Source organism: Pseudomonas sp. MWU12-2345 (genome assembly GCF_023242385.1).
Classification (GTDB): Bacteria; Pseudomonadota; Gammaproteobacteria; order Pseudomonadales; family Pseudomonadaceae; genus Aquipseudomonas; species Aquipseudomonas gingeri_D.
Genome location: NZ_JALLJA010000007.1, coordinates 285,665 through 304,404, shown reverse-complemented (window position 1 = coordinate 304,404; position 18,740 = coordinate 285,665). Strand labels below are relative to the sequence as shown.

Here is an 18,740-nt window from a genome sequence, read left to right as displayed (position 1 = left end):
AAATGCCCCGGGAAAAATCATTGATAGAGGCACTCGATAACCCGGTCAGCCGTAACGATTAGACAGTCATTGTTTTAGCGCCTTAGCCTCTGGCAATTGTTTTGATGATGGCCTGCCGGAGAATGACATGAACGTGAAATCGGATGCATTGTTTGTACCCTTGAATATTGCCGTATTGACCGTCAGCGATACCCGGGAATATGCCAATGATACCTCCGGGCAATTGCTGGTCAGTCGATTGCTGGAAGCAGGGCACAGCCTGAGTGAGCGCAACCTGCTCAAAGATGATCTGTATAAGATCCGCGCCCAGGTCGCTACCTGGATTGCCGATGAGCAGATTCAGGTGGTGTTGATTACCGGGGGCACCGGCTTCACGGGCCGCGACAGCACGCCCGAGGCCGTGAGCTGTTTGCTGGATAAGCAAATCGATGGTTTCGGTGAGTTGTTCCGGGCGATTTCCATTCTCGATATCGGCACGTCCACGGTACAGAGTCGCGCCTTGGCCGGGCTGGCGAACGGTACGCTGGTGTGTTGCCTGCCGGGCTCGACCGGTGCCTGCCGGACCGCCTGGGAAGGCATCCTCGCCGAGCAACTGGATGCGCGCCACAGGCCGTGCAATTTCGTGCCACACCTCAAGTCGGTGCCCCTCTGCGGGACGCGGGGATGAGCCTGTCAGCGCTGATCCCGGTGGAGGAGGCCATTGCCTCGCTGCTGGCCATGGCCCAGGAGCAACGTCTGCAAGAAAGCGAGCCGGTCGCATTGAGTGAAGCCCGGCAACGGGTGCTGGCCAATGATCTGGTGGCGACACTGGACCTGCCTCCCTGGCCGAACAGTGCCATGGACGGTTACGCCTTGAATATCGACGACTGGAACGGCCAGCCGCTAGCCGTGTCGCAGCGTATTTTTGCCGGCCAGGCGCCGCAGGCATTGCTCGCGGGTACCTGCGCTCGAATCTTCACCGGAGCGCCGGTACCCGAGGGGGCCAACAGCGTCGAGATGCAGGAGAACGTCGAGCTGATGGAGGACGGTCGCGTCCGTTTCAAACAGCCGCTGAGCGTTGGCCAGAATATTCGTCCGCAAGGCCAGGAAAACCGTGCCGGGCAGGTGTTGCTGCAGGCCGGCAAACGACTCGGGCCGTTCGAGCTGGCCATCGCGGCGGCGCAGGGCTGCACCCATGTGCCGGTGGTACGGCGTCCACGGGTCGCGCTGCTGTCCACGGGCGACGAACTGGCCGAGCCGGGAACGCCGCTGGAACCCGGCTGTATCTATAACAGCAATCGCACATTGCTCAGCCACTGGTTGAGCGCCTTGGGCTGTGAGGTCATCGATGGCGGCATTCTTCCCGACCAGCCGCGGCACACGCGGCTCAAGCTCGAGCAGCTGCAACAGGCCGCGGACTTGATCCTGACCACCGGTGGTGTGTCTGCCGGTGATGCCGATTGCCTCGGCGAGGTGCTGCGCCAGTGCGGCAAGCCGTTATTCTGGAAACTATCGATCAAGCCGGGTAAACCCCTGACCGTGGGGTACTTTGGCACCGTGCCGGTCATCGGTCTGCCAGGCAATCCGACGTCGGCGCTGGTGACGTTCGGGCTACTGGCCCGGGCTTACCTGTTACGCATCCAGGGGGTCGAAGACGTCACGCCCTTGAGCTTCCCGGTTAACGTCGGTTTTGACTGGCCGAAAGCAGGAAACCGTCGGGAATACCTGCGGGCCAAACTGGAGGAGGGGCGGGCGGTGCTGTATCCGAACCAGAGTTCAGGTGTGTTGCTGGGCGCCTCCTGGGCCGACGGGTTGGTCGAAATCCACGAGGGTTGTACGTTGCAGGTCGGTGATACGGCACGGTTTATTCCCTTCTGCGGCTTGTTCTGATGCGCTGCATTCCCCCCAACCGGGTTGGGGGGATTTCATGCATCCCAGCGATTCGCCGCCAGCCGATCGCTCTCTCTTCCCTCTACCCAGCGCTCACCGGACGGGGTGTGTTCACGCTTCCAGAAAGGCGCGCGGGTTTTCAGGTAGTCCATTAGAAACGCGCAGGCATCGAAGGCCGCGTGGCGATGTTCGCTGGCAACGCCGACAAAGACAATGGGCTCGCCGACCTTCAACAGCCCCACGCGGTGGACGAGGGTCACCCGTTGCAGCGGCCAGCGTTCATGGGCCTGATCGACGATCAGTTGCAATGAGCGCTCGGTCATTCCCGGATAATGCTCAAGGTACAAGTGGCTGACCTTATCCCCTTGATTACGATCACGCACATAGCCCACGAAGGTGGCCACGGCACCGATGCCAGGGTCTTCGGCGTGCAAGCCGTGGGTCAGTTCACCCAGATCAAACAATTCGGTCTGAACCTGAACAGCCATCACTCAACCCCCGGTCACTTGGGGGAAGAAAGCGATCTCATCGAAGTCTTCTATCGGCGCCGCGGGCGTACACAATTCCTGGTTCAGCGCGCACATGAGGCTGGTTTCGCCGAGCACTTCCCGCCAAATCGCGCCTCTGGCGCCCAGTCGCTTCCTGACGTCGTCAATGGTTTTCAAGGACCCGTCCAGCGCGATTTTTTCGCCTTCGATGCCGAGTTGTTCCCGATAGCGGGCAAAGTAGTTGATCAGGATCATTGGGCGTCACCGGCGACAAAGGTACCCGATTTTCCGCCCTGTTTTCTGAGCAACTGGACACGTTCAATGACCATTCCCCGGTCGACGGCTTTGCACATGTCATAGATCGTCAGCGCCGCCACACTGGCCGCCGTCAGGGCTTCCAGTTCGACGCCGGTTCTGCCGTTCAGCCGACAGGTGCTGACGATTTTTACGCTGTCGGGCTCCTCGGCGCTCAGCTCGACGTGAATCGAACTCAGCATCAATGGGTGGCATAACGGGATCAGTTCATGGGTTTTCTTCGCCGCCATGATCCCGGCGATTCGGGCGACTGCAAACACATCACCCTTGGGATGGCCATTTTGCTGGATCAGCTTCAAGGTGGACGGCAACATGCGTACCCAGGCTTGTGCCTGTGCCTCACGGTTGCTCGGGTCTTTATCCGTGACGTCGACCATGCTGGCCCTGCCTTCGGCGTCCAGGTGCGTCAGCGTGTGTTCGAATGCGTTCATGGTGGTCCTCGGATCAGTTCAGTACAAAATCGATGGGTTGGAGTACGGGAGGGAGCTCCGTGGCGCCGGTGGCACCCAGTACTTCACGTTCAATGTTGCGCACGATGGCATTGGTCGGCAGGTCGTTTTCGTCGTGGCCAAAGGGGTCCTCCAGTTCGTCGCCAATCGCGTCCAGTCCGAAAAACGTGTAACTCACGATCGCGGTGAAAACGGGTGTCAGCCAACCCAGTGGCTCGGCCATTGCGAAGGGCAACAAGATGCAGAACATGTAACTTGTTCGGTGCAGCAGGAGTGTGTAGGGGAAGGGCAGCGGCGTGCTTTTGATCCGCTCGCAAATCGTCTGTGTCGTGGTCAGGCTGCTCAAATGTCCGGCCATCAACATATAGCGCCATTCGCTGATGCCCCCTGATTCGACGAGTGTCGAGCATTGTTGGCTGACTCGACACAGAACACTTTCCGGGATATTGAGTGCGTTGAAAGAGGGCAATCTGTCCAGCCAGGGCTCGGCCACGCTCAGTTCGTCTTCCTGGCGAAGCCTGGCGTTGAGCGCATGGGCGAATCCACAGAGGTTGCGCAGGATCTCGCTGCGCTGGCGGGTGTCCTTGATGACTTGAGTTTCCCGAATCATCCCCCGTATATCCATCACCATCGCCCCGAGCGCCTTGCGCCCTTCGTACCAGCGGTCGTAACAGGCGTTGTTGCGAAAACTCATGAAGATCGACAGTGACAAGCCCAGCAGTGTGAAGGGCGTGGCGTTGACCTTCGAGAAGTACGCGGGGTGGAGGGTTTCGACCAGCACAATCGCCGAAGCCAGCAGTGCCACCAGAAGGCTTCGCAGCGCAATCCGCTTGGCCACAGAACCCTTGAGTGAAATCAATACATTGATCAGGTTGGGTTTGGCTCTGACGATCATGGAAAACAACCTTATGAAAAATAATGAAACCGGGCAGGCTATCCGCCGGTCATGTTCATGAAACGCACCACTTGCACCTCGTCATTGAGTTCGAAGTTGTGTCGGTACGGCTTGATTTTCATCGCTTCGGTAATCGCCTGCTCCAGCCGCTGCGGTTCGCCTGGGTGGCGGCGCAGTACGTCCTTCAAGTCGACCGAATGCTCATTGCCCAGGCATAGCAGGAGGCGGCCCTCGACGGTCAGTCGAACGCGATTGCAGGTCCCGCAGAAGTTATGGCTGTGGGGTGAGATGAATCCCAGGCGAATGTGCGGCGCTTCTGCCAGGCGCCAATAGCGCGAAGGGCCCTGGGTCGATTCCGCGGAGTCGATGAGGGTGTAGCGTTCGGCAATCCGTTCACGTACTTGCGTACTGGAATAGAACGCTTCGGCACGGCTGTGCTCGCTGATGACACCCAGCGGCATTTCTTCGATGAAGGAAATGTCCAACCCGCGTTCAATCGCGAATGCCACTAGATCGTTGATCTCGTGATCGTTGCGGCCTTTCATGACGACGCAATTGAGTTTGGTGTGTTGAAAGCCGGCGGCATTGGCCGCGTCGATGCCCGCGATGACCTTGGCCAGATCACCGGTGCGCGTCAGTTCGCGGAAGCGATCGGGGTCAAGGCTGTCGAGGCTGATATTCAGGCGCTTGAGCCCCGCCTCGAACAGCGGTGCCGCCAACGTGCCGAGCTGCGAACCATTGGTGGTCATGCATAACTCGCGTAGACCCGGCAGCGCCGCAATGCGCTTGCACAGGTCGACCACGCCTGGGCGAATCAACGGCTCGCCACCGGTCAGGCGGATCTTTCGAGTGCCCAGGGCCACAAAGCTCTGCGCCATTTGATAGAGCTCTTCCAGCGTCAGAATGCGTTGGCGCGGCAAGAACTCCATGTCTTCGGCCATGCAATAAACACAACGAAAGTCGCACCGATCGGTAACCGACATTCTGAGATAGTCGACCGGGCGGGAGAAACGGTCCATCAATATACGATCGGTCATCACAGCCTCCAGCAGTGGGCAGGTCCACTGTTATATGAGGGCCTTGTTGAGTGGAGGCTAAAGTTGTTTTTAGTTCTCGTCTAATCACTATTAATAACCGGCTGATCGACCCAATCTATGGGGCGAAAAAGTGCCTTGTTTAGGGGGGGGTTAAGTTTTTACTGTGTTGATTTTTAAGGTTTTTTTATCTTGATAGATTGTTTCGATGGGGCGGTCATTAAGAGTGATTAGACAGGTGTGGCACACACCGAATAGGCTGGATTCGTCATCCCGAATTGGGCCCATTCGTTGGCCCTGCGTGAATAAATCTGTTGTGGGCGTTAACTACGTGCGCATGGATGTGCGCATAAAAACAGCCGTTAACAATGACTTTAAGTCAGGCCGTTGCCTGCGTGCAAAGTCTTGGAGAAATACCATGAGCGAAGTTGAACGTTATAAACCGTACAAGGGAGCCGCCGCGGGTTGGGGGGCGCTGATTGCGGTCACCAGGAACTGGTTGGGCAGTGAAAACGCGTTCAAGAATATTCGAGCGATGCTCAAGACCAACCAGAATGGCGGCTTCGATTGCCCGGGTTGTGCCTGGGGCGAGTCGCCGGAAAACGGCATGGTCAAGTTTTGCGAGAACGGCGCCAAAGCAGTTAACTGGGAAGCCACCGGGCGGCTGGTCAACCCGGCGTTTTTCAACAAATACAGCGTGTCGTCGCTTGCGGCGCAAAGTGACTATTGGCTTGAATACCAAGGGCGCCTGACTCATCCGATGCGCTATGACGCTGTGGCTGATCGTTATGTCGAAACCAGTTGGGACGATGCCTTTGCCCTGATCGCCAAACACCTGAACGCACTGACTTCGCCCGACCAGGCCGAGTTCTACACCTCGGGCCGGGCCAGCAACGAGGCTGCTTATCTTTATCAGCTGTTCGTTCGCGCCTACGGTACCAATAACTTCCCCGACTGCTCGAACATGTGCCACGAAGCGAGTGGCCTGGGCATGGACGACAGCGTTGGCGTCGGCAAAGGCACGGTGACGTTCGATGACCTGGAAGAAGCCGACGCGATTTTCGTCATCGGCCAGAACCCTGGCACCAACCACCCGAGGATGCTTGAGCCACTGCGCGAAGCGGTGAAGCGGGGCGCACAGGTGATCTGTTTCAACCCGCTGAAAGAGCGTGGCCTGGAGCGCTTTCAGCACCCGCAGCATCCGCTGGAAATGCTCACCAATGGCTCCGAGCCGACCTCGTCCGCCTACTTTCGTCCTGCACTGGGCGGCGACATGGCCGCGTTCCGTGGCATCGCCAAGTTTCTCTTGCAGTGGGAGCGTGAAGCGCTGCTGAACCATGGCGAGGCGGTGTTCGACCGTGCGTTTATCGCCGAGCACACCTCGGGCCTGGACGCTTATCTGGCGGAGCTTGATGCCACGTCGTGGGAGCACATCGTTGAACAGTCCGGCCTGACGCTGGAAGATATCGAACTCGCCGCGCGCATGTACCGTCGTGCCAAGCGGGTCATCATGTGTTGGGCGATGGGCGTGACCCAGCACACTCACTCGGTCGTGACCGTGCAGGAAATCATCAACGTGCAGTTGTTGCGCGGCAATATCGGCCGGCCGGGGGCAGGGTTGTCACCGGTACGTGGGCATAGCAACGTACAGGGCGACCGCACCATGGGCATCAACGAACTGGCCCCGCCGGAGTTGATTAACGCACTGGAAGCACGCTTTGACTTCAAGGTTCCGCGTCGCCACGGCCACAACACGGTGATGGCGATTGCGGCGATGGAGGAGGGGCGTTCGAAAGTGTTCATCGGCCTGGGCGGCAACTTCGCCCAAGCGACGCCCGACAGCCCGCGCACCCACGACGCCCTGCGCAACTGCGACCTGACCGTCCATATCGCCACCAAGCTCAATCGCAGCCATTTGGTCACCGGTCGTGAGGCCCTGATTTTGCCGTGCCTGGGGCGTACCGACATCGATATGCAGGCGCAAGGGCCACAAGGTGTGACGGTGGAAGACACCTTCAGCATGGTGCACATTTCCCACGGCCAACTGAAACCCAAATCGCTGTTGATGCGTTCGGAGCCGGCGATCATTGCCGGGATCGCCAACGCGACACTGGGCAAACACCCGATCGACTGGCTGTGGGCGGTTGCCGATTACAGTCGCATCCGTGACCTGATTGCCGACACCATTCCCGGCTTCAAGGACTTCAATAAAAAACTGCTGCACCCCGGCGGCTTTCACCTGGGCAACAACGCCGCCCAGCGCATCTGGAAAACCACCACCGGAAAAGCGCAATTTGCCCCGAGCGTGTTGCCGGCACACCTGGTCAGCGAAGGTGTGCGCAACCTGGCCGTGAAACCGGACCTGATCCTGCAAACCATGCGCTCCCACGATCAGTACAACACCACGTTGTACGGGCTTGATGACCGTTATCGCGGCGTCTACGGCATGCGCGACGTGGTGTTCGTCAATGAGCAGGACATTCGCAAACTTGGTTACGAGCCGGGGCAAAAGGTCGACATGATCTCGCTTTGGGGCGATGGGCGTGAGCGCAGAGTCAGCGGTTTTACCTTGATCGCCTACGACATTCCACCGGGCCAGGCCGCAGCCTATTACCCGGAAACCAACCCACTGGTGCCGCTGGAAAGCTACGGCGACCGCACCTTTACGCCGACCTCGAAGTTCATCGCGATTCGCCTTGAGCCAGCAGCGGTCAGCAACCTGATCCAGTCCTCTGGCGCTTGAACCGGGCCGGGGCGGCGTGAGCGTCGCCCCGATTTTTCCTGATCATCGGGCATCAGTTCGCTGCGAGTCGCGAAACACTCTGAGGGTATCGTCATGTTAAATCCGGGGGCGCTGGACCTGGCGCGCATTCAATTCGCGTTTACGGTCTCGTTTCACATCATATTTCCCGCCATCACCATTGGGCTGGCCAGTTTCCTGGCGGTGCTCGAAGGCCTGTGGCTGAGAAGCAACAATGCGGTGTACAAGGACCTGTATCACTTCTGGTCAAAGATTTTTGCCGTCAACTTCGGCATGGGCGTGGTCTCCGGGTTGGTCATGGCCTACGAGTTCGGTACCAACTGGAGCCGTTTCTCCGACTTCGCCGGGAGTATCACCGGGCCGTTGCTCACGTATGAGGTGTTGACGGCATTTTTCCTTGAAGCAGGCTTTCTCGGGGTCATGTTGTTCGGCTGGAACCGGGTAGGACGAGGGCTGCACTTCTTTGCCACGGTGATGGTCGCCCTCGGTACGTTGATCTCGACTTTCTGGATCCTGGCGTCCAATAGCTGGATGCAGACGCCACAGGGCTTCTCGATCGTCGATGGGCGGATCATGCCGATGGACTGGCTGGCCATCGTCTTCAACCCGTCGTTCCCGTTTCGCCTGGCACACATGGCCATCGCCGCGTTTGTGGCCACGGCATTCTTTGTCGGGGCATCGGCGGCCTGGCATCTGCTGCGTAAAAACGACACGCCACACATCCGCAAGATGCTCTCGATGGCGTTGTGGATGGCGTTGATCGTGGCGCCGATCCAGGCGGTGGTCGGTGACGCCCATGGTCTGAATACCCTGGAACATCAACCCGCGAAAATAGCCGCCATGGAAGGGCATTGGGAAAACGTCGGTAACGAGCCGACGCCGCTGGTGCTGTTTGGCATCCCGGACATGGCGGCCGAGAAGACCCGCTATGCCATTGAAATCCCTTACCTGGGCAGTCTGATCCTGACCCACAGCCTGGATAAACAGATCCCTGCGCTCAAGAGCTTCCCCAAGGAGGACCGTCCCAACGCGACGATCATTTTCTTCAGCTTCCGGGTCATGGCCGGGCTGGGCATGTTGATGATCCTTACGGGGGTGCTGGGTCTTGCGTTACGCCGCAATGGCGCGCTGTACCGCAATCGGATGTTCCTGCGCCTGGTGCTGTTTATGGGGCCGACCGGTCTGATCGCGATGCTGGCGGGCTGGATCACCACCGAAGTCGGTCGTCAGCCGTGGGTGGTCTACGGGCTGTTGCGCACGGCCGATGCCGCGTCCAATCACACCGTCACGCAACTGAGCATTTCGCTGGCGTTGTTTGTGTTGATCTACTTCTCGGTGTTCGCGGTGGGCATCGGTTACATGATGAAACTGGTACGCAAGGGGCCTCAGCCGCATCACGATCATCCGCCGCAAGGTGGTCCTGGCCAGGAGCGTACGCCACGCCGCCCCCTGTCCGCCGTCGCCGAGACGCTTGCGTCCAGCGATCACGTCAACTGAGCAAGGGGATTGAACATGGGTATTCAAGGCATCGATTTGTCGTTGATCTGGGGCGTCATCATTGCCTTCGGGGTGATGATGTACGTGATCATGGACGGGTTCGACCTGGGGGTGGGCATCCTGTTTCCGCTGATCCCCGATGCGCAGGAGCGCGATGTGATGATGAACACCGTCGCGCCAGTATGGGACGGCAATGAAACCTGGCTGATCCTCGGTGGGGCAGCGCTTTACGGTGCGTTTCCACTGGCTTACTCGGTGATTCTGGAGGCGTTGTACCTGCCGCTGATGTTCATGCTGGCCGGGTTGATCTTTCGCGGCGTGGCGTTTGAGTTCCGCTTCAAGGCCAGTCCTGAAAAGCGTCATATCTGGGACCTGGCCTTTATCGGCGGCTCACTGCTGGCGACGTTTTGCCAAGGCATCGTGATCGGCGCGTACATCGCAGGTATTGCGGTCGTCAATCGGCAGTTTGCCGGTGGCACCCTGGATTGGCTGGCACCGTTCCCGTTGTTCTGTGGGGTTGGTTTGATTGTCGCTTATGCGTTGCTCGGCAGTACCTGGTTGCTGGTCAAGACCGAAGGCATGCTGGAGTCACGTATGCGCCACTACACCCGGCCGCTGGCGTTTGTGCTGACGGCAGTCGTCGCGGTGCTCTGCGTATGGACGCCATGGCTGCATCCCGAGATTGCGACACGCTGGTTTACCCACGCGCACATCGTGGTGTTTGGCGGGTTGTTGGTCCTGGGTGTGCTGGCGCTGTTCGGGTTGCTGCGCGCGTTACGCCAGTATCATTCCCATTGGCCCTTTGTGTGCACCCTGGCGCTGGTGTTCCTGGGTTATATCGGATTGGCGTTCAGTATCTGGCCGAACATCGTTCCACCGTCCATCAGCCTGTGGGAGGCGGCTTCGCCCCCTACAAGCCAGTTGTTCATCTTGATCGGCACGTTGTTCATCCTGCCGATCATCTTGATGTACACCTGCTGGAGCTATTACGTGTTCCGAGGAAAAGTGAGGATAGGCGATGGCTACCATTGATAGCGAAAACACTGAAGTGTCGGCTGCACAAAACGAAGCCACCCTTTGGTATCGGCAGGTGCTTTGGTAGGTAGACCGTTACCGGTCGACTTGGAAAAGCTCGTGCCGGACGGTCATTAAGGAGGGGCAGGCGCGGGTCTTGAACGACGCCGCGCCTGAGTGGACATGGGTTATTTGGCTTTCAGGCCATAGGTCTTGTTGGCAAAGGTAGCAATTGCATTCGCCATGGCTTGTGGTTGTTCGGGAGCCATGGCATGACCGGTTTTTTTCAGCACGACGACCACAGGCCCGGATTTTTCATGCTCGACGACGGCGGCGACTTCCTTGGCAAAGTCGTGAACGGAGAGATTTTCCATGGGACCGACGCTTTTGCCGATGCCGCGCGGTTCAGGGCGTAAAATCGCGGTGGCGCTGGAAGAAAGCGACTCGATCGAACGCTTCAACGTGCGCTGGAACTGATCGAAGGCGTTGACGTCTCGCGCCAACGCCTCATCAATTCACAGCATGCGGCGCAGGACGTCGCGTCGAGGATCCTGGTCGTAGAACCGGTGCTTGAGGGCGCCGGCGATATGGAACAGGATCAGCCCGAGCAGGGTATAGGCGAGTACTTTGTGCAGCCATTGGAAGACGACGAACCAATCGTCGTTTTTCGCCAGGAGCTCCGGCAGGTTGACCCCAAAAAAGAACACCCCGTCGCTCATCGTGTATGTGCTCGACATGGAGTAACCCATCAACGGCACGATCACCAGCAGCACATACATGAGGCGCTGTGTCAGTCGTGACAGGAACCTTTCATACCCCTCCAGCGTTTCCAGCGGCTGCGGCAACCTGGGAGTGCGCAAACGCACGGCGAGCTGAGTCAGGATAACCAGAAACGTCAATACCCCGAAGGACTTGTGCCAGGGGTAATAGAGCTCGTATTTGCTCGCCACCTCATCATTCAGACCGGTCATGTGCCAGCCTGCCCAGAGGAGGCCCAGGACGAGCACGGCGCGCACCCAGTGCAACAGGCGCAGGGAGGTCGGATACCGATCGGTTGTCTGTTGGTCTATCGGGTTCATTAGTCTCTCCATTGATTATCAAAGGCATCAAGCACTTTTGAACGTCCACCCTCTACTGTACAAAGCTTGTGGGGTGGTTCGTCTGGACAGGGATTATTTTCAGCTGGGCAGCAGCACGCTGATGACCTTCTCCTCGGTGTAGGCCTGCGCGCCGCTGAACCCACCTTCACGTCCGATACCGCTGGTCTTGACGCCGCCCCAGGGCAGGTTGGCGTCCAGCGGGCTCCAGCAGTTGATACCCACGGCCCCGGCCTTCACAGCGGCGGCGACGCGGTGCGCGCGTACCAGGTCAGCGGTCCAGACCGTGGCCGCGAGGCCGTAGGTGGAATCGTTGGCCAGTGCGATAGCTTCTTCTTCGCTATCGAACGTGATCAGCGTGCCGACGGGCCCGAAGATCTCGTCCCGGGCGATCGCCATGTCGTTGTTGGCGTTGGCAAAGATCGTCGGGCGGACAAACCAGCCCCGCTGGGGCGTCGATACGCCGCCGGCCAATAGAGTTGCACCTTGGTCGATGCCCTGCTGGATGTAACGGTTGACACGATCGAACTGCGCTTTCTTGGCCACCGGGCCCATCTGTACGCCGGGCTGGCGAGGGTCGCCCACGTTCACCGCCTGCGCGGCTTCAGCCAGCGCTGCTCCGAAGCGATCGGCGATACTGCGGTGCACCAGGATGCGCGAGCCGGCGGCACAGACCTGGCCCTGGTTGGCGAACAAGCCGAGCGCACAGCCGCGCAAGGCGTCTTCAAAGGAGGCATCGTCGAACACGATCTGCGGGCTTTTACCACCCAGCTCCAATGCCACGCGCTTGAACAGCACACCGGCGGTGCGCTGGATCTCGCGCCCGGCCTCGGGGCTGCCGGTGAAGCTGATCTTGGCGACGTGTGGGTGTTCGCACAAGGCGCGACCCACCTCGTTGCCGTAGCCAGTGACCACGTTGATCACGCCGTCGGGGAATCCCGCTTCCTGAGCCAGCGCCGCCAGGTGCAGGGCGGACTGCGGCGTCTCTTCCGAAGGCTTGATGACTACGGTGCAGCCTGCTGCCAGCAGAGCGGCAAGCTTCCAGACGGTGATCATCAGTGGCGAGTTCCAGGGGACGATCGCGCCGACCACGCCCACCGGCTCCCGTACCGTGTACGAAAGAGTCTTGGTGCCAAAGTAGCCACCGGTGGGAATGGTGCGACCTTCCAGCTGGTTGGCCCAGCCGGCGGCGGCGCGAAGATTGGCGATCGCGTTGGGCAGGTCCATCCGGCGTGGTTCGATGGGGGAGCGGCCGATGGCGTTGGCATCCAGGTCGGCCAGCCGTTCGGTGTCGCGTTCAACCAGGTCAGCGAGTTTCGACAGCAGTCGGCCACGTTGGGCCCCGTCGAGTTGGCTCCACGCACCGCCCTCGAGCTGGCTGCGCGCGGCCGCCACGGCACGGTCCACGTCCTCGGCCGTGCCGCGCGCGGAGCTGGCGTACACCTGTTCCGTCACGGGATTGACCAGGTCGATGCGACGGCTGTCGGCGCCTGCGAAGGACGCGCCTGCGATGAAGTGATTCAAGTGCTCAGTCATTTTGCGCTCCATAAGTAGTGTGCAAGATCACGCCTCGAGGGAGGCCAGGGCGTCGCCGAAGATGTCCAGTGCCTTGAAGAACAGCTCGCGAGAGATGGTCAGCGAGGGCATTACGCGCATCACGTTGCTGTAGCGGCCACAGGGAATCATCAGTACGCCGTGGTTGAGCAGGTAGCCCATGAGTTGGCCGATCTTTTCGCCCGACAGGGGCGCCTTGCTGACCGGGTCTTCGATCAGTTCGATACCGATCATCAGGCCGCGCCCGCGCACTTCACCGACGAATGGGCTGTTGAAGCCACGAATATGCTCCTGTGCCTCCAGTCCCAGCGCGTGAGCGCGGTTGAGCAGGTCGAGCTCCGGATCCTGCAGGATGCTGATGTTGGTCAGCGCCACCGCCGCCGACAACGAGTTGGCGGCGAAGGTGTTGGGCATTGATCCGTCGGGAATCTGCGCCGCCAGGTCCGAGCGCATGATCAGGCCGGCCATCGGCAGGTCGCTGCCGATGCCTTTGCCGAAGGTGAGCATGTCGGGCTTCACGCCGGAATGTTCGACGGCCCACATCTTGCCGGTACGTCCCGCGCCGGACTGCACTTCATCGACGATCAGCAGCGTGCCGCTGCGGTCGCAGGCCTGGCGCAAGAGTTGCAGGAATTCCGGTGAGGGCGGCACGTAGCCACCTTCGCCTTGTACCGGCTCCACGATCACGGCAGCCACATCGTCGGCGGCGGTATAGGGGGTGTTCAGCAGATAGTCCACGTACTCGCCGGCGATCTGCTCGGCGCTTTTGTGGGTGGTGTCGAAGGGGAAACGATAGGCATACGGGTAGGGGGCGTGAATGACGCCGCCCATCTGGGCACCGTAGCCCTTGCGGTAGGCCGTGCCTGTCGTCAGGGAACCCGAGGCGTTCCACACGCCATGGTAGCCACCATGGAAGGCGATGATCTGGTGCCGCCCGGTGATGCGTTTGGCGAACTTGATGGCGGCCTCTAGCGCATCGCTGCCGCTTTGCGTGAAGAAGGTGATGCAGTCGCCACGCAAACCCTCGGGCGCGATCTCGGAAAGCTTGGCGGCCAGTTCGGTGCGCCGGGTGCTGTTGATTTCCAGGGCATGCATCAGCACTTCGGATTGTTCGCGGATCGCCTGCACCACCTTGGGGTGGCAGCGGCCTACGCTGCTGACGCCTACGCCGGCGGACAGGTCGATATAGGTGTTGCCGTCCGGGTCCTTGAAGGTCGCACCGAAGGCGCGGTCCATGGCCACCGGCATACGTCCGCCACCGCGTGCCATCGACTCGGTACGCGCCGACAGCGCCAGCGCCTCGCAGGTCTTGGGGCCGGGCATTACGCTGGAGATAATCCGCGGGGCGTCCGCGAAGTGCAGGGATTCAAGTTTGGCTTCACTCATGACGGTCTCTCTGGAGGGTCGATTCAGGTGTCTCGATCATCTCCGGGGCGAGTTCCAGGCTGGTAGCCCGAATCGGCACATGGGTACGTACACGCGAACCCATGGTCGATTCCACAAACAATTTGCAGGACTTGTGCTATGTGCGAGTATCAAGCGGGACGGCGATCTAAAAACAAGAATATTGGTAGAGGCTTGTGACCCAATGAAAAACCAGACGATCAGCCACTTTCGAGATATCCATGTCCATGCGGCCACTGTCCAACAGTGGAGCCAGGACTACAGCCAGCTGACCGCCGGCTCTGCCGAGAGTTCGCTCACGCAACTGACGACGGCGGGTTGCCACTTGTTTCTCGAGAGGATCAACCAGCGTGTCGTGCAGAACGGCGTGGCCCCTCGAGGCAAGATGTGCTTTGCAGTGCCGATCAACGTCCCCGGTTCGATTCGGATGCAAGGGCGCGAGGCGGATGACAGCAGCCTGTTCTTTCTTCACGGTGGCGAAGAGTTCATGTTCCATATGCCGATGGGCATGGAGCTGCTGTCCATTACCTTTGAGCGTGAACTGTTTGAACAGGCGCTGGAGCAAACGGCGTCGTCAAAGGAACTCAACCAGTTGCTGCGCCAGCCGGTGATCAGGTTTTCTCCTCAGCGTTTCGCACAGGCGCGGCGCCGATTGCTGGCGTTGTTCTCACAGGCCCTGGTGCATGAAGATCTCGACGGTACGCGAGATCATGAGCGGGCGCTGGAGCAGGCCATGCTCGATGAGTTGTTGCAACTGATGACCGACCCGGCCTGTGACAAGCACCAGCGCAGCCCCAGCTCCACGCGCAGTTTCATTGTCGAAAAATGCCACCGCCTGACGACCGCGGAAATGATCAACGTGCCCAGCGTGATCGAGTTGTGCCAGCGACTCCAGGTGAGTCGGCGCACGGTGCAGAACAGCTTCCGTTCGGTCGCCGAGACGACGCCGCTCAATTACTTGCGCTCTGTGCGGCTCAACGGTGTACGCCGAACCCTGATGTCTACCCGCGCCGCCGATCTCTCGATCGGTGATGCCGCCGCCCAGTGGGGCTTCTATCACCTGAGCCATTTTGCGGCGGAGTATCAGGAGCTGTTCGCGGAGTTGCCGTCCCATACCGCTCGCGCTGCCATCACCGGTTGCTTGCCTGCCTGAACACGAAGGGATTTGGATACACCTGAAATTGCCTGCGTCGTCTGCTCAGGATGCGCAGTGTTTCGCCGTGGGTGCTTGCGTTACCGATTTGGGATACCGGGGCGTTGCTGGGCAGGCATAGGATCAATGCCAGCGTAGAACAAGAACGACAAGCTATTCGGTGACGGTGATCAGCCGGCTGCACCGATCCTACCGCGACTGCCTCATACAATAAGGTCAACAACATGAGTGTATCTAACCCGGTCAACAGCTCCACGGAGCTCAAGCGTGGCGCCCTGGGTGTGGGCTTTATCATCTTCTTCGTGGTATCGGCGGCGAGCCCGTTAAGTGTGATCGCCGGAGGCTTTCCGATCGGCATCATGCTGGGCAACGGCGCCGGTACCCCAGCACTGCTGATCCTGGCCTTGCTGGTGCTGCTGGCGTTCTCGGTGGGTTACACCACCATGTCCCGTCACCTGACTAACGCCGGCGGTTTCTATGCGTTCACTGCCCGAGGGTTGGGCGGCCTGGCCGGTGGCGCCGCCGGGGTGCTGGCGATGTTTGCCTATAACATCCTGCAGGTCGGGCTGTATGGCATGTTCGGCGGTGTGGTCAGTGGCACCATGGCAAGTGTGTTCGGCCTGGTGCTGCCCTGGTGGTCCTACTCGCTGATGGCGATGGCGAGCATTGCGATCCTGGGCTATCGCAAGATTGACCTGTCGGCGCGGGTGCTGTCGGTGATGGTGATTGCCGAATACCTGGCGATCCTGATCCTGGACTTCGCCATCCTCAAGTCCGGTGGAGACAGTGGCATCAACCTTGACGCCTTCGACCGCAGCCATGTGTTCAGCGGCACACCGTCAATCGGCTTGCTGTTCTGCTTCGCCGCCTTCATCGGCTTCGAGGCCACCACCATTTACGGTGAAGAAGCCAAAAATCCTCAACGTACCATTCCGATTGCCACCTACTGCTCGGTGTTGCTGATCGGTGGTTTCTACGCGCTGTCGGTGTGGTCGATGGTGGTGGGGGCGGGGGCGGACAAAATCGTGCCGATACTGCAGGCCTTGCAGGATCCGACCACGTTTATCTACGGCATGTCTGACCACTTTGTCGGGCCTCATCTGACCCAGATCATTCGCGTGTTGTTCATGGTCAGTATCTATGCCGGGCTGTTGGCGTTTCACAACGCCGCGGCGCGTTACTTCTATGCCATCGGCCGTGACGGCTTGTTGCACAGCCTGTTGGGCACCACCCATCGGGTGCACCAGAGCCCGCATATGGGCTCGGCATTGCAGAGCCTGATCTCGGCCGTGGTGGTGCTGGTGTTCGCGGCGTTGGATGCCGATCCGATCCTGCAACTGTTTGCCTGGTTGTCCAACCTGGCCACCCTTTGCGTGATTTTGCTGATGGCGCTCACCTCGGCAGCCGTGTTGGTGTTCTTCCGAAGCCGCCCCGCGCTCAAGGTCGGGGTCTGGCGTGGGCAGGTGTTTCCCGGTTTCTCCTGCCTTGCCTTGTTGGCGGTGCTGGTCCTCGCGGTGGTGCATTTCGATGTGCTGACAGGGGCAAGCGTGGCCTTGTCCTACGGCCTCTGCGCCATTATTCCACTGGCCCTGCTGGGGGGTGTGTTTCTCGCATCGAGGTTGCGCAAGGCGGCGCCGCAGCGGTTCCTGGCGTTGGGCAGCCACAAGCTTTAAGGCGTGGCCGGCGGTGCTTGCTTGCTCAGCTTGACCAGCAGCGCTGCGATCAACAGCAGGGCTGCCGATGCTGCCAGTACCGCGACAAAGCCTGCGTCAAACGCCGAACGCGCGAGTGTGGTCAGCATCGCGTTACCCTCGGGTGACAGCGTCTCGGCGACCACCAGCGCATCGTCAAGACTCTCGAATGCCGCGGGGTTTCGGGTCAGCCACGACGGAATCATCAGGCTCGCCGAATAGGCATAAATCGCCGAGAACAGGCTGCCCGCCAGGGTCACTCCCATCGCCCCGCCCAGTTCAAAGGACACTTCCTCGATGGAGGCGGCCATGCCGGCTTTATCGGTGGGCACGCTGAGCATGATAGTGCTGGACGAAGCGGTCAATGCCGCACCAATCGTCAGGCCCAGCAGCGCAAGGCTGGTGATTTGCAGGGAAACCGCGGCGTTGTACAGCAACAGGTAGGCCAGCATCGCCACTGACGAGAGGAGCAACGTCCAGAACAGCATCCGCTGGTTCCCCAGGCGCGGCAGGTAGTAACCGGCCAGCGGCCCGGCGACGAAGGAACCCAGTGGGAGAGGGAGGATGAATAATGCCGCCTCCAGTGGCGACATGCCGAGTACCAGTTGCAGGCGTTGGCTGAACACCAGCTCCATGCCGATCAGCGCAGCGGCCGACACGACCGCTGAAATGACGGCATTTCTGAAGCCTGGCGTTGTGAACAGGGCCAGGTCGAGCATTGGCTGTGTGGCACGGCGTTGGCGTCGAATGAACAGCGTCAGGAATAGTGTACCCAGGACGACCGCCACCAGAATGGCGTCGAAGGAGGGCACCCGTTTGCCGAACTCCTTGATCGCATACGCCAGGCTGATCAAGCCGATCATGACCAGCAGCGAACCCAGCCAGTCCCAGCGCTTTCGGGTATCCCCAGGATGATTCGGGATCAACAGCGCGCCGAGGACCAATGCCACCAGCACAATGGGCACGTTGATCAAAAACACCGAGCCCCACCAGAAATGGTCCAGCAACAGGCCGCCGACCACCGGGCCGAATGCGGCGCCTCCAGAGGCCACTGATGCCCAGATGCCGAAGGCCATGGCCTGTTCGCGCGGGTCGGTAAACGTCAACCGGACGATGGCCAGCGTGGCCGGCATCATCATCGCCGCGCCGACGGCCAGAAAGCCGCGGGCACCGATCAATACGCTCGCTGATGGCGAGAAGGCGGCGATCAGCGAGAACAGGCCAAACACGCCCAGCCCGACGATAAACAAGCGTTTGTGCCCTAGACGGTCACCGAGTGTGCCCATGCCCAGCAGTAGCCCGGCAGCGATCAATGCATAGATATTGATGATCCAGAGCTTTTGCGAGGCCGAGGCATCGAGCTCACGGGTCAGTGTGGGCAGGGCGGTGTACAGCACGGTCATGTCAATGACGATGAGCAGCAGTGCGCTGGAAATAATCGCCAGGATCAGCCAGCGGCGTGGAGAAATCATGACGGGTGCTCAATGATTGAGAGTTGAAAACCGGCCACTGTAACTCA

Annotated in this window: 17 protein-coding genes; 7 read left to right on the top strand and 10 right to left on the bottom strand. The window is 60.0% G+C overall.

Annotated features, from left to right (window positions below; translation table 11 throughout):
- The first annotated feature begins 127 nt into the window (after positions 1 to 127).
- Entirely contained in the window at positions 128 to 667 is a 540-nt protein-coding gene (moaB, locus tag M5C71_RS16710) for a molybdenum cofactor biosynthesis protein B (RefSeq protein ID WP_100940289.1), read from the top strand.
- Positions 664 to 1,869 carry a gephyrin-like molybdotransferase Glp gene (gene glp, locus M5C71_RS16705; protein WP_248768300.1) on the top strand — a complete coding sequence of 402 codons (1,206 nt, stop codon included), beginning with the start codon at positions 664 to 666 and terminating at the stop codon, positions 1,867 to 1,869. Before moaB ends, glp begins: the two co-directional genes overlap by 4 nt.
- Before the next feature lie 35 nt (positions 1,870 to 1,904).
- Here glp and moaE read toward each other — a convergent pair whose 3' ends face one another.
- Genes moaE through moaA form a run of 5 tightly spaced genes read right to left on the bottom strand, consistent with a single transcriptional unit; the run spans position 1,905 to position 5,053 of the window.
- Complete coding sequence (moaE, locus tag M5C71_RS16700; protein WP_103498906.1) at positions 1,905 to 2,357, bottom strand: molybdopterin synthase catalytic subunit MoaE; 453 nt, start codon at positions 2,355 to 2,357, stop codon at positions 1,905 to 1,907.
- Positions 2,358 to 2,360: 3 nt separating this feature from the next.
- Positions 2,361 to 2,612 carry a MoaD/ThiS family protein gene (locus tag M5C71_RS16695; RefSeq protein WP_100940291.1) on the bottom strand — a complete coding sequence of 84 codons (252 nt, stop codon included), beginning with the start codon at positions 2,610 to 2,612 and terminating at the stop codon, positions 2,361 to 2,363.
- Positions 2,609 to 3,103, bottom strand: a complete 495-nt coding sequence (gene moaC / locus M5C71_RS16690; RefSeq protein ID WP_100940292.1) for a cyclic pyranopterin monophosphate synthase MoaC — start codon at positions 3,101 to 3,103, stop codon at positions 2,609 to 2,611. Before moaC ends, M5C71_RS16695 begins: the two co-directional genes overlap by 4 nt.
- Positions 3,104 to 3,116: 13 nt before the next feature.
- Positions 3,117 to 4,016: a bestrophin family protein gene (locus M5C71_RS16685; RefSeq protein WP_103498903.1), complete on the bottom strand. Its 900-nt coding sequence runs from the start codon at positions 4,014 to 4,016 to the stop codon at positions 3,117 to 3,119.
- A 38-nt stretch (positions 4,017 to 4,054) separates the two neighbouring features.
- Positions 4,055 to 5,053 (bottom strand): GTP 3',8-cyclase MoaA, encoded by a 999-nt coding sequence (gene moaA, locus M5C71_RS16680; RefSeq protein ID WP_248768299.1) that lies wholly within the window; start codon positions 5,051 to 5,053, stop codon positions 4,055 to 4,057.
- Positions 5,054 to 5,468: 415 nt separating this feature from the next.
- On the opposite strand from moaA, the gene M5C71_RS16675 reads away from it, so the two are divergent.
- From M5C71_RS16675 to cydB, 3 genes are all read left to right on the top strand, one after another.
- Positions 5,469 to 7,793, top strand: a complete 2,325-nt coding sequence (locus M5C71_RS16675; RefSeq protein ID WP_248768298.1) for an FdhF/YdeP family oxidoreductase — start codon at positions 5,469 to 5,471, stop codon at positions 7,791 to 7,793.
- 93 nt (positions 7,794 to 7,886) lie between these two features.
- Positions 7,887 to 9,308, top strand: a complete 1,422-nt coding sequence (locus M5C71_RS16670) for a cytochrome ubiquinol oxidase subunit I (protein WP_152741953.1) — start codon at positions 7,887 to 7,889, stop codon at positions 9,306 to 9,308.
- Between the two features lie 15 nt (positions 9,309 to 9,323).
- The gene (gene cydB, locus M5C71_RS16665; RefSeq protein WP_103498911.1) at positions 9,324 to 10,340 is read left to right on the top strand and encodes a cytochrome d ubiquinol oxidase subunit II; all 1,017 of its coding nucleotides are present in this window, start codon (positions 9,324 to 9,326) and stop codon (positions 10,338 to 10,340) included.
- 170 nt (positions 10,341 to 10,510) lie between these two features.
- On the opposite strand, the gene M5C71_RS16660 is transcribed toward cydB, so the two are convergent.
- The 4 genes from M5C71_RS16660 to M5C71_RS16645 all read right to left on the bottom strand — a co-directional run bounded on the left by M5C71_RS16660 (position 10,511) and on the right by M5C71_RS16645 (position 14,359).
- A complete protein-coding gene (locus M5C71_RS16660) occupies positions 10,511 to 10,825 on the bottom strand; it encodes a hypothetical protein (protein WP_247263024.1) in 315 nt (104 codons plus the stop codon).
- Between the two features lie 12 nt (positions 10,826 to 10,837).
- Positions 10,838 to 11,401, bottom strand: coding sequence for a cytochrome b (locus tag M5C71_RS16655; protein ID WP_103498910.1), 564 nt, complete (start codon positions 11,399 to 11,401; stop codon positions 10,838 to 10,840).
- 99 nt (positions 11,402 to 11,500) lie between these two features.
- On the bottom strand, positions 11,501 to 12,955 hold the full coding sequence (locus M5C71_RS16650) for an aldehyde dehydrogenase family protein (protein WP_248768297.1): 1,455 nt from the start codon (positions 12,953 to 12,955) through the stop codon (positions 11,501 to 11,503).
- Between the two features lie 27 nt (positions 12,956 to 12,982).
- Positions 12,983 to 14,359: an aspartate aminotransferase family protein gene (locus M5C71_RS16645; RefSeq protein ID WP_248768296.1), complete on the bottom strand. Its 1,377-nt coding sequence runs from the start codon at positions 14,357 to 14,359 to the stop codon at positions 12,983 to 12,985.
- A gap of 202 nt (positions 14,360 to 14,561) precedes the next feature.
- On the opposite strand from M5C71_RS16645, the gene M5C71_RS16640 reads away from it, so the two are divergent.
- Both M5C71_RS16640 and M5C71_RS16635 read left to right on the top strand, forming a co-directional pair.
- Positions 14,562 to 15,530: a helix-turn-helix domain-containing protein gene (locus tag M5C71_RS16640; RefSeq protein ID WP_248768295.1), complete on the top strand. Its 969-nt coding sequence runs from the start codon at positions 14,562 to 14,564 to the stop codon at positions 15,528 to 15,530.
- 224 nt (positions 15,531 to 15,754) lie between these two features.
- The gene (locus M5C71_RS16635) at positions 15,755 to 17,203 is read left to right on the top strand and encodes an APC family permease (RefSeq protein ID WP_248768294.1); all 1,449 of its coding nucleotides are present in this window, start codon (positions 15,755 to 15,757) and stop codon (positions 17,201 to 17,203) included.
- Here the strand turns inward: M5C71_RS16635 and M5C71_RS16630 are convergent.
- Positions 17,200 to 18,693: an MFS transporter gene (locus M5C71_RS16630; protein WP_248768293.1), complete on the bottom strand. Its 1,494-nt coding sequence runs from the start codon at positions 18,691 to 18,693 to the stop codon at positions 17,200 to 17,202. The genes M5C71_RS16635 and M5C71_RS16630 overlap by 4 nt on opposite strands.
- Positions 18,694 to 18,740: the final 47 nt, after the last annotated feature.

Coding starts and splice junctions, on each gene's coding strand:
- moaE (WP_103498906.1), bottom strand. CDS start 2,357: ATGGCTGTTCAGGTTCAGACCGAATTGTTTGATCTGGGTGAACTGACC.
- M5C71_RS16655 (WP_103498910.1), bottom strand. CDS start 11,401: ATGAACCCGATAGACCAACAGACAACCGATCGGTATCCGACCTCCCTG.
- cydB (WP_103498911.1), top strand. CDS start 9,324: ATGGGTATTCAAGGCATCGATTTGTCGTTGATCTGGGGCGTCATCATT.
- moaB (WP_100940289.1), top strand. CDS start 128: ATGAACGTGAAATCGGATGCATTGTTTGTACCCTTGAATATTGCCGTA.
- M5C71_RS16670 (WP_152741953.1), top strand. CDS start 7,887: ATGTTAAATCCGGGGGCGCTGGACCTGGCGCGCATTCAATTCGCGTTT.
- glp (WP_248768300.1), top strand. CDS start 664: ATGAGCCTGTCAGCGCTGATCCCGGTGGAGGAGGCCATTGCCTCGCTG.
- M5C71_RS16630 (WP_248768293.1), bottom strand. CDS start 18,693: ATGATTTCTCCACGCCGCTGGCTGATCCTGGCGATTATTTCCAGCGCA.
- M5C71_RS16645 (WP_248768296.1), bottom strand. CDS start 14,359: ATGAGTGAAGCCAAACTTGAATCCCTGCACTTCGCGGACGCCCCGCGG.
- M5C71_RS16685 (WP_103498903.1), bottom strand. CDS start 4,016: ATGATCGTCAGAGCCAAACCCAACCTGATCAATGTATTGATTTCACTC.
- M5C71_RS16640 (WP_248768295.1), top strand. CDS start 14,562: ATGAAAAACCAGACGATCAGCCACTTTCGAGATATCCATGTCCATGCG.
- moaC (WP_100940292.1), bottom strand. CDS start 3,103: ATGAACGCATTCGAACACACGCTGACGCACCTGGACGCCGAAGGCAGG.
- M5C71_RS16635 (WP_248768294.1), top strand. CDS start 15,755: ATGAGTGTATCTAACCCGGTCAACAGCTCCACGGAGCTCAAGCGTGGC.
- moaA (WP_248768299.1), bottom strand. CDS start 5,053: ATGACCGATCGTATATTGATGGACCGTTTCTCCCGCCCGGTCGACTAT.
- M5C71_RS16695 (WP_100940291.1), bottom strand. CDS start 2,612: ATGATCCTGATCAACTACTTTGCCCGCTATCGGGAACAACTCGGCATC.
- M5C71_RS16675 (WP_248768298.1), top strand. CDS start 5,469: ATGAGCGAAGTTGAACGTTATAAACCGTACAAGGGAGCCGCCGCGGGT.
- M5C71_RS16650 (WP_248768297.1), bottom strand. CDS start 12,955: ATGACTGAGCACTTGAATCACTTCATCGCAGGCGCGTCCTTCGCAGGC.